This is a genomic window from Candidatus Methylomirabilota bacterium (assembly GCA_035764725.1).
Lineage (GTDB): Bacteria > Methylomirabilota > Methylomirabilia > Rokubacteriales > CSP1-6 > DASRWT01.
Genome location: DASTYT010000049.1, coordinates 90,052 through 103,737, shown reverse-complemented (window position 1 = coordinate 103,737; position 13,686 = coordinate 90,052). Strand labels below are relative to the sequence as shown.

Genomic DNA, 13,686 nt, shown 5'->3' with positions numbered 1-13,686 from the left:
GCGTAGCGGGCCACCCACTTCCGCACGGTCCGCTCGCTCACCCCGACGGCGGTGGCCACCGCCGCGGCCGCCTCGTGCCCTCCGCGCACCCGGGCCACGATCTGGGCTCGACTCCGCGGCGTCGTCCGGGCATTCTTATGGATGTTCATCTGGGCCTCCGTCCTTGCGGTGTTGGTCGCTTCGCAACCACCAACCTCGCAAAAGAGGCCCGGATGAACAACCTCCTGACGGTTCACACCTAGCGCTCCCTCCAGCTGAGTATCGTGTGGAGCGCCAGCATCTGCTGGGCCATGTCGAGGTTCTGCCGGCTCATGCGTGTCCGGAAGTCCAGCTCGTCGTCGATGAAGACGCTGTACGGTCCTGACGCGGCGCTCGGACGTGTCTCGATGCTGGTGAGCGCGCCGTAGATCGTCGTGGTGCTGCCACCCCGGAACGCAATGGAGACCTGCGGGCCGGTCACGATGACGACACCGTCCCAGCGCAGGCTTCCATGCTGCTGGAGATCACCATCCTCCACGATGAGGATGCCCGCTCCCTGGATCATGCCGCTCAGGGTGAGGGCCGTCAGCGACGTCGAAGCGCCCGGGTCTCCCCGGACGTAGACGATCTTGGGATCCCCCGTCGTCCCCAGGTTGACCGCCTGGCTCAGGCCGCAGCCATTGGTCACGGCGGGCGTGCTCGTCGTGGCCCCGGCGCCTCCCGCCATGACGAGGGGACATGCCGCCGTACTGCTCAGGACCTGGGTGCCCGGATTCGAGACGATCTGCGAGAGAAAGCTCGTCATGACGGTCGGGTTCAGCGAGGCGTCGGGGCCGATGGCGCCGAGTCCGCTCGTGACCGAGCCGGAGGACTGATCCTTGCCCTTGACGACGCCGAGACGCGCGGCACGGTTGGCGACCCTCGTCCCGGCGCTGCAGTCACCGCCGGTGCAGACGTTCGCGTCGTCGAACGGCGTCTCGACCCTCGCTTCGTACGACATGTCGAGATCCGACTGGACGCCGGGCTGCGTCTGGATGCCGAGCCGGGTCGGGTTCGCGGTGCTCTCGGCGCCGCTCCGGTCGTAGTCGCGACCGTCGATGTCGACGCGGTCTGCGCTGGCCGCGCTGCCGCTGCCGAGGAACAGCTCCGCCCGGTCGCCGGCGATGTTCACCGCGCCCGGGAACGGCGGGATCCCGACCCGCTTGATCACCACCTGGATGGTGCGGGTGGCGCTCCGATAGGTCCCCGTGGACGTCACGATCACGATGCCGTTGCGATCGGTGAGCTTGTCGCCGGGGTCCAGTGCGACGCCGGTGAGCTTGTCGTCGCCGGCTAGAATGTCGTTCCGCACCGTCACCGAGTACACGCCCTCGGCAGCGCTCCGCGAGGGAAGCCGGCTCGGCGCGCTCAGCGCGGTGAGCATCGCGGCGATGTTCTGACCCGGCACGCCCGAGGGCTGTTGATCGTCCGCGGTGTCCGGGACGATGTCGGGGCCGGCGAAGAGGCTCGCGCCGAAGACGCCGTTCTCCCCGACCGGCGAGGCCGCGACCTGCTTGAACGCCCACTCGATGCCGGACTCCGCGAGATAGCGGGCGCGGGCGGTATCAGTGAGGTTCTGCGCGATCTGGGGCTCCACGCCCGAGAGGCTCAGGAGCGTGAGCACCATCACGCTGAGCGCGACGAGGCAGAGCATCGCCAGCGGCAGTGCGGCGCCGCGTTGATCGGAGGGGACCCTCATCGGCGCGACGCGAGGAGGGCGGATAGCCGCACCGAGCGCTCGGACGCGAGCACGCCAAAGCCGACCACCGGCCGATAGAAGACGTCGACGTCCACGAGCTTCGCGCCGGCGAGTCCCCCCGGGGCATCGGTGATCGTCACCGTGCGACGGTAGGCCGGCATCGCCTGCCCCTCGCTGACGATGCCGCCGTATCCTTCGGGCGAATAGCGGGCGGCGGTGATGTGGCGGAGATCGGCGAGGGCGACGGCCTTGAGCTGCTCCAGGCGCTGCTCGGCGAGGAAGACGGCGGTCGTCTGCTGGCGGCCGGCTTCGAGCCCGCCGACGGCATGAAGGAAGCCCGCCACCACGCCGACCAATCCCACCCCGATCACCGCCGCCGCGACGATGATCTCGATCAGGGTGAAGCCTGTCTCCCCGGACGCGCGCCGACTCGGAGCCTCCATCGCCATGCCCTGGTCCTCCGTGCCGGACCAGTAGCAGGCGAAGCGGCGGCGCACAAGGTGGGCACGATCGGGGACACCCCCTGTATCCGGGGAGAATCAGGAGTGGGCGGGAATTCGACGACGAGCTCAGCCGCGTCGCGTGACCCAGACCGACTCGAGCTGCGCTCCCGGATCGATCGCGGCGCGCGGCTGATATCCGCGAACCCAGGGAGCCCAGGAGGCGATCTGCTGCGGCGCCGGCGGGAAGAGATAGTAGACCTGGTCGGCGACGAGGCGCTGCACCTCGTCGATCAGCGCCTTCCGCTCGCGCCGAGACCGGGCGCGGCGCTGGGCGTCGAGGAGCTCGTCCAGCCGCGGATCCGACACGAGACTGCGGTTCGCGGGCTGGCCCGAGCGGTAGGCGCCGTAGAGATGACCGTCCACCTCGGTGGCCGGCTCGACCGGCCCCCAGCTCGCGTCCTCGACCCGGCCCGGCTCCTCCGCGACGGGCTGAAGCTCCACGCCGATGTCCCTGAAGCTCGCGATCAGCCGATCGAGCTCGGCGGCCGCGTCGGGGCCGCCCGGTGTCACCGCGCAGCGTATCCGCTGCCGGAGGGGCAGCCCCGCCTCGTCGAGCAGCCGCCGCGCCTGCGCGGGATCGTGTGCGAGCCAGCGGGCGCCGTCGCCGAGCGCGCGTCCCGAGAGCTTCCACTCGCGCAAGGCGGCAGGCACGGGCCCGGAATCCTCGATCCCTTGGCCATCCAGCAGCTCGCTCACCCAGCGCTTGCGGTCGATGGCGAGGGCCAACGCGCGCCTCACTCGCGCGTCGCCCAGCGGCGACCGATCGGCGCGGAGCGCCAACCGGCGGCCGCCCAGCCCGTCCCAGTACGCGACGGGGTACGCGGGATTCGTCCGGCGCAGGTCTGAGGCCTCCGCGCGCGTGAGGCCGCCGTCGTGGAACGGGAGATCCACCTGCCCCGCGCGGAAGAGCGAGAGCCGGGTGGCGCGCTCCTTGATGAACAGCCACTCGACACGATCGAGGTAGGGCCGCTGCCTCGTGTGATAGCCGGGGTTCCGCGCGAACACCGCCTTGACACCCGGCTCGTGGCGCTCGAGGAGGAAGGGACCGCAGCCGGCCAAGGCCTCCGCCGTCCGGAGCTCGCCCGCGCGATCCTCGAGCTCGCGCGGCAGCACCGCGGCCCACGGCTCGGCGAGAGCGGCGAGGAGCGGCGCGAAGGCATCGGCCAGGTCGATCCGGAGCACATGGCGGTCGGTCGCCTCGATCGCCTCCACCGGACCGAGCCGCGCCGTTAGAGGCGCCCGCCGTAGCGCACGCTCCAGCGAGTACCGCGCGTCCTCGGCCACCACCTCGCGGCCGCGCAGCGGGGCGCGATCGTCCCATCGCACCCCGGGCCGCAACGCGATCGTATAGGTGCGCCCACCCCGGGAGATGTCGGCCTTGAGCGCGAGATCCGGCTGGAGCGTGAAGTCGGGCGCCAGCTTGAAAAGGGGGCGTCGGACCAGCGAGCCCACGAGCGCCGCGATGTCGCCCCCGTGAGGCGCGTGGGGATCGAACGTCCACGGCTCGGGCCCGATCACCTTGAGGGTCCCGCCCCGGACGGGGGTGTCCGCGCCGACGCGCCCGGGCCGCGCGGTCAGCGCCGCCGCCCCCAGGCCGAGCAAATGCCGGCGCGTGATCACCGGGCGCCTTTGCCCCGGGATTCCGGCTCGCCGACGAGCGCCAGGGGCTCGTGGTGATTCAGAAGCACCAGGCTCCAGGCGCCCGCCGGGCGCTCCAGCATCGAGAGCCCCGCATAGTCCTGGCCCAGGGCGAGCAGGCGGTCCAGCCCCATCCCGAGGGCGCGGCAGAGAATGGCCCGCAGGCTCCCGCCATGCGCCACGATCGCCACGCGCTGCCCCTCGTGCGCGGCCACGATGTCCTCGAAGGCCGCCCAGGACCGCGTCGCCACCTGATCGAGGTTCTCGCCGCCGGGGAACTGGAACCGTCCCACGTCCGCCATCCAGGCGGCGAAGGCGTCCGGGGCGAGGGCGCGGATCTCCTCGGCGGTCAGCCCCTCCCATTGCCCCATGGCGAACTCGCGAAGACCGGCGACGGCGATGGGGCGAAGGCCATGGGGCGCGGCGACCAGGTCGGCGCTCCGGCGCGTGCGTACGAGATCGCTCGAGTACACCGCGACCAGGGGCACCGCGGCGAGGCGGCGGGCCACCGCCGCCACCTGGTGCTCGCCGTGCGGCGAGAGCGGCACGTCCAGATGACCGATGAAGCGCCGCGTCTCCGCGCCGACCACGGCGCCGTGCCGCACCAGGTAGACCACGGTGCTCATCTAGAACCCGCCCAGCCGCGCGTGGGCCGAAGCCGCCAGGAGCACGCCGAGCTCCGCCAGCTCCACGCCTGCGCCCAGCACGTCGCCGGTGGCGCCGCCGAGGCCGTGGGCCAGCGCCCAGGTCGCGAGCAGCGCGATGCCGAGGCCTGCGATCACGACGACCAGCCCGAATGGCCCGAGGACGAGCGCGCCCAGGACCAGGACCGCCGTGGTGTGGACGAGCGGGGCCCAGCCCGGCAGCGCATCGATGAACGCGGCCCCGGATCCCCTCGCCGGCGTGGCCGGTCGCATGATCACGCCCACGACGAGCGGCGCGAGACGGCCGACCGTGGGCGCCAGCAGCAGGGCTGGTCCCCGCGCCGCGACGGGCAGCTCCGTGAGGACTCCGCACGCGAGCAGCACGACGAGCACGAGCCCGAGCGCGCCGAACACGCCGATCCGGCTGTCCCGCATGATGGCGAGCCGGTGCGCGGGATCGCGGCCGGCGAGCCCGTCGAGGCAGTCCGCGAGCCCGTCCAGGTGCAGGCCACCGGTGAGCAGTTTCCAGAGGCTCACCACGAGCAGCGCGGTCACCAGCGGCGGGAACAGGCGGGAGAGCCCGTAATCGGCGGCGGCGAGGACGAGCCCAAGGACGAGACCGACGGGCGGGAACCACCAGGCGGCGCGGCCGAGCGCGCCCGGATCGGTCCCCGCGCGTCCGGGCACCGGCACGACGGTGAGGAAGCGAATCGCGAGGACGAGGCTCGTCACGGCGTGGCCCCCGCCGATTCCGGGCGCGGCCTCAGACGGGGAGGATCGGGTTGCGGCGGGTCGGAAACTCCTGCTGCTTCGACTCCGCGTAGGCGAGGCGCTTGATCAGCTCGGCGCGCAGCTCGCGCCCCGCCACGATCCCGTCCACCAGCATCTCGGACGCGAGCTTGTAGATGTCCACGTCCTCGGCGTACTCGTCGCGCTTGGCCTTCACGTAGGCGGCGCGCTCCGCCTCAGGCAGCTCCATGATCCGGTTGTAGTAGACGGCGTTGACGGCGGGCTCGGGGCCCATGATGGCCACCTGGCCCTGCGGGAGCGCGAGGGCGGCGTCCGGCTCGAAGGCGGGCCCGCACATCGCGTAGAGCCCGGCCCCGTAACACTTCCGCACGACGACGCAGATCTTCGGCACGGTGGCCTGCGAGGTCGCGAAGACCATCTTCGCGCCATGGCGGATGATGCCGGCGCGCTCCACCTTGCTGCCGACCATGAAGCCGGAGACGTCGGCCAGATACACGAGGGGACTGTTGAAGGCGTTGCAGAGGTTGATGAACCGCGCCGCCTTGTCGGACGAGTCCACCATCAGGACGCCGCCCTTGACCTTCGGCTGATTCGCCACGATGCCGATCGCACGTCCGTCCAGGCGCGCGAGACCGACGATGATCTCGGGCGCGAAAAGGCGCTTGACCTCGAAGAACGAGCCCTCGTCGACGACGCGATCGACGACCTCGTACATGTCGAACCACTTCCGCTGGTCGAAGGGGACGATCTCCTCGATGGGGCGTCCGGTGCGCGCCCCCGCCGGGGTGACCCGCGCGGGCCGCGCCCGATAGGAGTCGGGCATGAAGGCGAGATAGCGCCGCGCCAGCGCGATGGCCTCCTCGTCCGAGGGGGCCAGCACGTCGCCGCAGCCGGACACCGTGCAGTGCATGCGCGCGCCGCCCAGCTCCTCGAGCGTGGTCTTCTCCCCGATGGCCATCTCGACCATCCGGGGCGAGCCGACGTAGAGACTGGCTTTGCCGTCCACCATGATGACGAGATCGGTGAGCGCGGGAAGATACGCCGAGCCCGCCGGCGAGGGACCGAAGAGGATACACACCTGCGGCACCACGCCGGAGAGCTGGACCTCGTTGTAGAAGATGCGCCCCGCGTGATAGCGCCCGGGGAAGATCTTGATCTGCTCCGAGATCCGCCCTCCGGCGGCGTCGACCAGATAGACGAGGGGGATCTGCAGGCGCTGGGCGCGCTCCTGGATGCGGACGATCTTCTGGACCGTCTTCTCGCCCCACGACCCCGCCTTCACGGTGTAGTCGTTGGCCATGACGCAGACGGCGCGCCCGCCCACCGTGCCCACACCGGTGACGACGCCGTCGGCGGGCGTGTCCGCCTCCTGGTTTCGGGCGAAGAGGAAGTCTTCCTGGAACTCGGCGCCGGGATCGAGCAGGAGGCGGAGACGGTCGCGGACGAAGAGCTTGCCCTCGTCCTTCAGCTTGTCGCGGTACTTGAGGTGGCCCTGCTCGATGCGGGCCCGCTCGCGGAAGTAGCGCTCCTCGGTCACCGGGCGCTCAGTCGGGATTCGGATTCGCCCACAGGATGATGATGAGCACGCCGTCGCCGTGGGGCGGGCCGCCCAGGACGGCAGGGGCGCCCGGCGCCACCGACATGATCGTGCGGAGCTCGGGCTGCTCGCCGCGCAGCAGACGTACCCTCATGCGGAGCGACTGCCCCTGCAGTTGATCGGGGGTGACCTCGAGCTGCCGCGAGCCGGGCAGCGGGAAGCGCTGCTGGGTGCCCAGTGGCACCTCCGCGCGCTGTCGATCCAGCGTGGTGTAGTCGGTGTAGCGGAACAGCGTCCGCAGGCGCGGCAGGATCTTCCGCAGGCGCTCGTCGGCCTCGGCTTCGGGACTGACGGGGGTGGGCCGCTCGGGGGACGAGGCCTGGAGCACGCGGATCCCGAAGCGGATCATCTGCTCGGCGTCGGCCAGCCCGGGCACGAGCGTCAGGCCGAGCCACAGCAGCGCGGCAAGCATGGGGCCGAGCGCCGCGCGGAGCCTCCGGCGCGCATTATGAAGCCTCGACATCACCGTTCCGATGGGACAATCCAGCACCTGGGCGATCTCACGGTAGGACAACCCCTCGATATCACTGAGCATGATAATCGTTCGTGCCTTGGGCGGCAAGGAATCGAGGGCCCGCCGGATGCGCTCGCGCCGCTCCATGCCCGCCGCCGCCTCGTCGGGGCGCGGGCCGGCATCCGTCGCGCTGCGCGCCCACTCGTCCTCCGTCACCCGCTCGGCGCCGAAGGCGCGCGCCCGCGCCCCCCTCGCGCGGTGTCGGTCGGTGGCCACGTTGAGCGTGATCCGGAACAGCCACGTGTAGAAGGCGGACTGGCCGCGGAACCTCGATAAGGACTGGAATGCGCGTACGAAGGCCTCCTGGGCGCAGTCGAGCGCCTCTTCCCGATCCCGTAGCACCTGGTAGGCCAGCCGCCACACGCGGCCGCGATACTTCTCGACGAGCGGCTCGAACGCCGCCACGTCACCGGCCTGGCAGCGGCGGATGAGGTCCCCCTCGTCCGGCTCCGCTACGTGTCGGGACGACGGTTGGACGGGGGTGTCGGGGACGTCATTCACCGCGCGCGCGCCGCTTGGCCGGACGTCGGGCCCGCGGACGCGACGCGGCGGCCGCGCGACCTGCGAGGAGGAGCGCGGCGTCCAGTCCCAGCACGTAGCTCGACGGGCCGAAGCCGGAGATCTGGCCCGCTGCGGCCGCCGCCGTCACGGAGTGGCGGCGGAATTCTTCCCGCGCGTGGATGTTCGAGAGGTGAACCTCCACCACGGGCACGCGCACCGCCGCGATCACGTCGCGCAGCGCGACCGAGTAGTGCGTGAGCGCGCCCGGATTGATCACGACCGCGTGAAACCCCTCCGCCGCGGCGCTCTGGATCCACTCCACCAGCTGCCCTTCGTGGTTGGACTGGCGGCAGGTGACCTGGGTCCCGCGCGCGGCCGCGTGGCGGGCGATCAGGCGGTCCACCTCGGCCAGGGAGGTGCGGCCGTAGACCGCGGGCTCGCGTGTCCCGAGAAGGTTGAGATTGGGCCCGTGCAGGACCAGCACATCAACGCCCGGCGGGGTCGGCATCGCAGGCGGAGGATACACCGCGCCGACCGCGGGCAGCAACCTTTGGAACTCAGCAGTGGGCTGCGGTATCGTCGTGGCAGCCCATCCATGGCGACCGCCGAGTCTCCGGCTCCCCCCTACGCCGCTCATGCCCGTGTGTTCCTCCTCCTCGCGATCTGCTTCTTCCTCTCCGGCGCGACGGGCCTCGTCTACCAGATCGTCTGGATGCGGATGCTCGGGCTCGTGTTCGGTCACACCGTGCTCGCCACGACCACGGTGCTGGTGGCGTTCATGGCGGGGCTCGCGCTCGGCAGCTGGTTGCTCGCGCGGCGCGCGCCGCGGCTCAAGAACCTCATCGCGGCCTACGGCTGGCTCGAGGTGGGGATCGGCGTCTACTGTGCGCTGCTGCCCCTGCTTCTCGCGGCCGCCGCGGCGGCTTACCTCGCTCTCGCCCGCGGCCTGGCCCTCTCGTACGGCACCTTCACGCTCGTGCAGTTCGTCCTCGTCGGCCTCGTGCTCCTCGTGCCGACGACCCTGATGGGGGGCACGCTTCCCGTGCTCGCCCAGGCGCTGACGCGGGATCCCGGCCGGCTGGGTCGCACCGTCGGCGTCCTCTACGCGATCAACACGTTCGGCGCGGTCGCAGGAGTGGCGGTCGCCGGCTATCTGCTGCTTCCGGCCATCGGGAATCGATGGAGTCTTGCCTGCGCCGCCGCCGCGAATCTCGTGGTGGGTGCGCTCGCCATCGGGTACGCGCGGTTTCGCCCCGAGCCCGCTCCCGTGCTCGCCGTCGACGTCACCGCGCCGCTTCCGCTCACCCCCGAGGGCCGCGCGACCGTGCTCGCCCTGGGCGTCTCCGGCGCCATCGCGATGGTGTACGAGGTTGGGTGGACCCGCGCGCTCGCCCTCATCATCGGAAGCTCCACCTATGCGTTCACCGCCATGCTCCTCGCGTTCCTCATCGGCATCGCGGGTGGCAGCGCCCTTTACTCGTGGATACGGGGCCGGCGCCCGGCCACGCCCGGACGCTTCGCCGTGCTCCAGATGGCGATCGCGCTGTCCACCGCCGGAGCGATGCTCGTGTACGATCGCCTCCCCGCCCTGTTCCTCCGGGGCTTCGCCCACTCGGATGCCCCGGCGGCGGTTCAGCTCACCCAGATCGTGGTCTCCATCGCCGCCCTGCTCCTCGGCACGCTGTTCATCGGCGCCACGTTTCCGTGCGCGGTGTCCGCGGCCGCCGGGGGCGCGGGCCGTGCCGGCGAGGACGTGGGGCGCACCTACGCCGTGAACACGCTGGGCGCCATCGCGGGGAGCGCGCTCGCCGGCCTGGTGCTGATCCCCGCCCTGGGTCTTCACGCGTCGTTCCGGGCGGCACTGGTCGGCAACCTGCTGCTCGCTGTCGCCCTCTTCCTGGGCCCGCCGCGCCCCGTGCGCCGCCGGCGACAGCTCGCCGCCGCGCTCGCCATCGCCCTCGCGGGGGGCGCCTGGTTCCTTCCCGCGTGGAGCCGGGACGTGCTGTCGAGCGGCGTGGCGGTGTACGCGCAGCAGTACCAGCGCCTCGGCTGGGAGCAATTCAGGACGCGCGCCGTCCCCAAGCAGATCCTCTACTACCGTGACGGCCCGACCGCCACCGTGACCGTCCACCAGGAGAGCGACAACCTCTTCCTGCGCGTGAACGGAAAGACCGACGCCTCCACGAGCTATGACATCGTCACCCAGCTCATGCTGGGCCATCTGCCGATGCTCCTGCATCCCACGACCAAGCAGGCGCTCGTCATCGGCCTCGGCAGCGGGGTCACCGCGGGCGCCATCACCGGCTATCCGCTGGAGCGGCTCGATCTCGTGGAGATCGAGCCGTCGGTGGTGGAGGCCGCGCGCTTCTTCGGCGCGTTCAACGCCAACGTGCTCGACAACCCCAAGGTCCACGTCTCCATCGCCGATGGGCGGAACTACCTGCTGATCACGCCCCGCCGCTACGACGTGATCGTGTCCGAGCCCTCCAATCCCTGGATCGGCGGGCTCGCATCGCTCTTCACCGTCGAGATGTTCCAGCACGCGCGCGACCGCCTCCAGCCGGGCGGCGTGATGGTGCAGTGGGTGCAGGCGTACGCGCTCGAGGCCGAGGACCTGAAGATGGTGATCCGCACCTTCGCCTCGGTCTTTCGCGCCACGGCTGTCTGGGCCGCCACCCCCGGCGACTTCCTCCTCGTGGGATCGGTCGAGCCGCGTCCCGTCGATCTCCGCGCCGTGCAGGAGCGGCTCGCTGGCAATCCGGCGGCGCGGCGCCTCTTCGGCCCGACACCCGGTTGGCCCGATTTCCTGAGCTACTTCCGGCTCGGCACCGAGGACACGGCGCGCCTCGTCGCCGACGCCCAGCTCAATACCGACGATCGTCTTCCGCTAGAGTTCTCCGCTCCGCGGTCCCTCTATCTCAACACCGCCGAGAGCAACGGCATGCTCGTCACGGGCGCCCAGCGCGTCGCGTTGCCCCTGCTCTCCAGCGAGGGTCAGGCGCTCCTCGCGACGCCCGACGCCCGGACCGCGGTCGGGTTCGCCCTCGCGCGGCAGGCGATGATGCGACAGGCCCTCGCGCAGTTCGAGGACGCACTGGCGCGGGACGCCGGGTACGCAGCTGCGCTGGAGGGCGCGGCCGCCGCGTCGCTTCGGCTCAACCGCTATGGGCGCGCCCTCGAATTCGCGGAGCGCGCGGCGGCCGCGGATCCCAAGAGCCCCCGGGCGCAGTATCTGCTCGGCGCCGCGGCGGCCCGCATCTACGACACGGCCCGCGCGCGCGCCGCCTTCGAGCGCGCGGCGGCGCTGGCCCCGGAGAACGTCGCCATCAAGAAGCTCCTGGTCGCCTACCGGACGTGGGAGGAGCGCGGCGGCCAGTGGCGGCCGACTGACGATCCGGTGGCCATGACGCTCGTGCTCCGCTGACGACTCAGCGGACCGCGGCGGATGCGAAGGCGCGCCGTAGCCCGTTCCCCTCGCCCCTCAGCCACTCGCCCACGGACTCGCGGCCGAATCGGAGCGCCTGGCGGCTTGCCTCGAAGCCCATGGACGGCCCGAACAGCGGCGTGTCGCCGCTGGACGGCTGCACCAGGTGGATCTCGAGGCTCGGATGGCGCAAGGACAGCTCGCGCAACCCGAGCTCGAGCAGGCTCTGGCTGTTGATCCGGCCCACCTGCTCCAGGATCCCGTAGAGCCCCTGCCCTCGGAGATAGCGCGACACCGGCCCCTCGCCGTCCGAGCGGAGGGGCACCAGCGGATTGATGATCACGAGCTGGCGCGCGCCCGCCTCGACCGCGAGGTCGGCATGTCCGGTGTTGCCGACGTCGCCGTCCACGTAGTCGCGTCCGTCGACGCGGAAGGGCTCGAAGAAGCCGGGGATGGCCGAGGACGCCGCGATGGCCTCCGAAATGGGCGTGTCCACGAAGCGGCCCGTGCCGAACACCACGCGGCGGGCGCGGTCCAGATCCATCGCGGGAATGAGCAGCGGCCGCGGACACTCGGGAAAGGTGTTGGCGAGCCCCCTGGTCGCGAACGCGCGCCGGATGAAGTCCTCGAGCTGCCGCACGGAAAAGAAGCCCGCGGGCATGTCGGGCCGGCTCCGCGCGAGGATGTCGGGCCAGTCGAGCCGGAAGTTCGTGGTCAGCTGCTTCCCCACCGCCCAGATCAGCCGCAGGAAGCTACGCCCCGCGTCGGCGATCGCGCCGCGCTGATACACCGAGCCGCTGTGGAAGTTGAGCGCGTCCTCCCGGCTCTCGTCGAGGATCGCGTAGAGGTCGAGGGGACGGATCTGATTGGCCATGAGCGCGGCCACCACCGAGCCCGCGCTCGACCCGACGTAGAGGTCGAAGTCGTTCGCGCGGAAGCCGGGGAGGGCCTCGTCGAGCGCGGCCAGCGCGCCCACTTCGTACATGCCGCCGATCACCCCGCCGCCGGCCAGGACGAGCGCGCGCTTGGGGGGCTCCGCCTGCCCCGACCACCGCGCCAGGAGGGCGCGCAGGCGAGCCGGCAGCGAGGTGGGCGCCGGCGGACTGGTCCTCACCGGCCGCCGGCGACGGGACGCGGCGCCGGCACCGTCCGCTCTGCCGGATTCGCCGCCGCGCCGATCGTGAGGGAGAGCCCGGCGCCGATCAGCAGCAGCGTGCAGGCGACCGCGAACGCCGCCCCGTAGCCGCCGGTGGCGTCGAAGAGCGCGCCGCCGAGCCAGGCGCCCAGCGCCGAGCCCGTCTGATGCGCGAGGAATATCGTGCCGAAGATGGAGCCGACCGAGAGCCGTCCGAACAGGTCTCCCGTCATCGACGAGGTGAGCGCGATGCTCCCGGACATCGCCACGCCCCCCAGCGCGGCCACGGCAAGGAGCAGGGCGGGATCTCCAACCAGGAAGAGCAGCGCGAACCCGGCCGCCCGGACGAGGTACAGGGCGGCGAGCACGGGCTGACGGCCGATGCGGTCGGAGAGCAGGCCGACGCCGAGGGCACCGCCGATGCTCGTGAGCCCGAGCAGTCCCACCGCGGAGGACGCGGTCATGGCGTGGAAGCCGTGATCCGTCAGCATGGGCACGCCATGCGAGGCGATTAGGCTCATGGAGAAGCCGCACGTGCTGAGCCCGCCCGCGAGCTGCCAGAAGGCGGGAGTCCGCAGCGCCGCCCCGACGCGAGTCCGCTCGAGGCCGGCGACGGACGCGCCCTCCGGCGGGGCCGGATCGCCGTCGGGCGTGAGACCCAAGGCCTCCGGCGTATCCCGGAGCACCAGCAGCGAGAGGGGGAGGATCACCGCGAGCGCGGTCGTGCCGAGGAGGAGGCACGCGCCGCGCCAGCCGAACGTGAGGATCGCCCACATCACCACCGGCACCAGCAGCGAGATCCCGGCCATGCCGGCGGCGCCCACCACGCTCAGCGCGGTGGCGCGGCGCCGCACGAACCAGCGCGTGAGCGTCGCCGAGGCGACGACGTGGCCGGTGGCGGCCAGGCCCAGCGAGGCGAGCACGCCGTAGTAGAGAACGAACTCCCAGTAGCTGGTCATGCGCGCGGACAGCGCGAGCGACGCCGCGATGATCACACCACCCGCGGCGCAGACCGCGCGCGATCCGATCCGGTCGACGAGCGCACCGACCGCCGGCGTCAGCGCGCCGTAGAGGAAGAGTGAAAGGGAGACGACCAGGGAGAAGCTCCCTCGATCCAGCCCGAGGTCGGTGACGATCGGCTTGAGGAACGGGCCCACCGTGAACCGGATGCCCGTCGACAGAAACACGGTGACCACGAAGGCCAGGGCCACCCACCAGCCGTAGAAGACGCGCGCCGGCTCGGGCCCTTCACGAGGAGTCATT

The 13,686-nt window shown here is 71.6% G+C and carries 12 protein-coding genes; 1 reads left to right on the top strand and 11 read right to left on the bottom strand.

Annotated elements, in window-relative coordinates:
• The 9 genes from VFX14_08760 to aroQ form a co-directional block, all read right to left on the bottom strand.
• On the bottom strand, nt 1-149 hold a 149-nt coding region (locus VFX14_08760; GenBank protein HEU5189766.1), incomplete at its 3' end, for a leucine zipper domain-containing protein.
• Nucleotides 150-238: 89 nt separating this feature from the next.
• Nucleotides 239-1,717: a hypothetical protein gene (locus tag VFX14_08755; GenBank protein HEU5189765.1), complete on the bottom strand. Its 1,479-nt coding sequence runs from the start codon at nt 1,715-1,717 to the stop codon at nt 239-241.
• Nucleotides 1,714-2,166 (bottom strand): prepilin-type N-terminal cleavage/methylation domain-containing protein, encoded by a 453-nt coding sequence (locus VFX14_08750; protein HEU5189764.1) that lies wholly within the window; start codon nt 2,164-2,166, stop codon nt 1,714-1,716. The genes VFX14_08755 and VFX14_08750 overlap by 4 nt, the downstream gene beginning before the upstream one ends.
• 120 nt (nt 2,167-2,286) lie before the next feature.
• On the bottom strand, nt 2,287-3,840 hold the full coding sequence (locus tag VFX14_08745) for an ABC transporter substrate-binding protein (GenBank protein ID HEU5189763.1): 1,554 nt from the start codon (nt 3,838-3,840) through the stop codon (nt 2,287-2,289).
• Complete coding sequence (locus VFX14_08740) at nt 3,837-4,484, bottom strand: histidine phosphatase family protein (protein ID HEU5189762.1); 648 nt, start codon at nt 4,482-4,484, stop codon at nt 3,837-3,839. The genes VFX14_08745 and VFX14_08740 overlap by 4 nt, the downstream gene beginning before the upstream one ends.
• Nucleotides 4,485-5,234, bottom strand: coding sequence for an adenosylcobinamide-GDP ribazoletransferase (gene cobS / locus VFX14_08735; GenBank protein ID HEU5189761.1), 750 nt, complete (start codon nt 5,232-5,234; stop codon nt 4,485-4,487).
• Between the two features lie 31 nt (nt 5,235-5,265).
• Nucleotides 5,266-6,789 carry an acyl-CoA carboxylase subunit beta gene (locus VFX14_08730; GenBank protein ID HEU5189760.1) on the bottom strand — a complete coding sequence of 508 codons (1,524 nt, stop codon included), beginning with the start codon at nt 6,787-6,789 and terminating at the stop codon, nt 5,266-5,268.
• Nucleotides 6,790-6,796: 7 nt separating this feature from the next.
• Complete coding sequence (locus VFX14_08725) at nt 6,797-7,864, bottom strand: sigma-70 family RNA polymerase sigma factor (protein HEU5189759.1); 1,068 nt, start codon at nt 7,862-7,864, stop codon at nt 6,797-6,799.
• Nucleotides 7,857-8,372 (bottom strand): type II 3-dehydroquinate dehydratase, encoded by a 516-nt coding sequence (gene aroQ, locus VFX14_08720; protein ID HEU5189758.1) that lies wholly within the window; start codon nt 8,370-8,372, stop codon nt 7,857-7,859. Before aroQ ends, VFX14_08725 begins: the two co-directional genes overlap by 8 nt.
• An 87-nt stretch (nt 8,373-8,459) precedes the next feature.
• Here aroQ and VFX14_08715 point away from each other — a divergent pair, with 87 nt between their 5' ends.
• On the top strand, nt 8,460-11,288 hold the full coding sequence (locus VFX14_08715; GenBank protein ID HEU5189757.1) for a fused MFS/spermidine synthase: 2,829 nt from the start codon (nt 8,460-8,462) through the stop codon (nt 11,286-11,288).
• 4 nt (nt 11,289-11,292) lie between these two features.
• Here the strand turns inward: VFX14_08715 and VFX14_08710 are convergent, their stop codons facing one another.
• Together VFX14_08710 and VFX14_08705 are read right to left on the bottom strand one after the other, a co-directional pair.
• A complete protein-coding gene (locus VFX14_08710; GenBank protein HEU5189756.1) occupies nt 11,293-12,402 on the bottom strand; it encodes a patatin-like phospholipase family protein in 1,110 nt (369 codons plus the stop codon).
• Nucleotides 12,399-13,685 (bottom strand): MFS transporter, encoded by a 1,287-nt coding sequence (locus VFX14_08705; GenBank protein ID HEU5189755.1) that lies wholly within the window; start codon nt 13,683-13,685, stop codon nt 12,399-12,401. Before VFX14_08705 ends, VFX14_08710 begins: the two co-directional genes overlap by 4 nt.
• Between the last annotated feature and the right edge of the window lies 1 nt (nt 13,686).

Excerpts from the sequence above, each read along its gene's own strand:
- VFX14_08755 (HEU5189765.1), bottom strand. The coding sequence starts at position 1,717 with ATGAGGGTCCCCTCCGATCAACGCGGCGCCGCACTGCCGCTGGCGATG.
- VFX14_08750 (HEU5189764.1), bottom strand. The coding sequence starts at position 2,166 with ATGGCGATGGAGGCTCCGAGTCGGCGCGCGTCCGGGGAGACAGGCTTC.
- VFX14_08740 (HEU5189762.1), bottom strand. The coding sequence starts at position 4,484 with ATGAGCACCGTGGTCTACCTGGTGCGGCACGGCGCCGTGGTCGGCGCG.
- aroQ (HEU5189758.1), bottom strand. The coding sequence starts at position 8,372 with ATGCCGACCCCGCCGGGCGTTGATGTGCTGGTCCTGCACGGGCCCAAT.
- VFX14_08715 (HEU5189757.1), top strand. The coding sequence starts at position 8,460 with ATGGCGACCGCCGAGTCTCCGGCTCCCCCCTACGCCGCTCATGCCCGT.
- VFX14_08705 (HEU5189755.1), bottom strand. The coding sequence starts at position 13,685 with ATGACTCCTCGTGAAGGGCCCGAGCCGGCGCGCGTCTTCTACGGCTGG.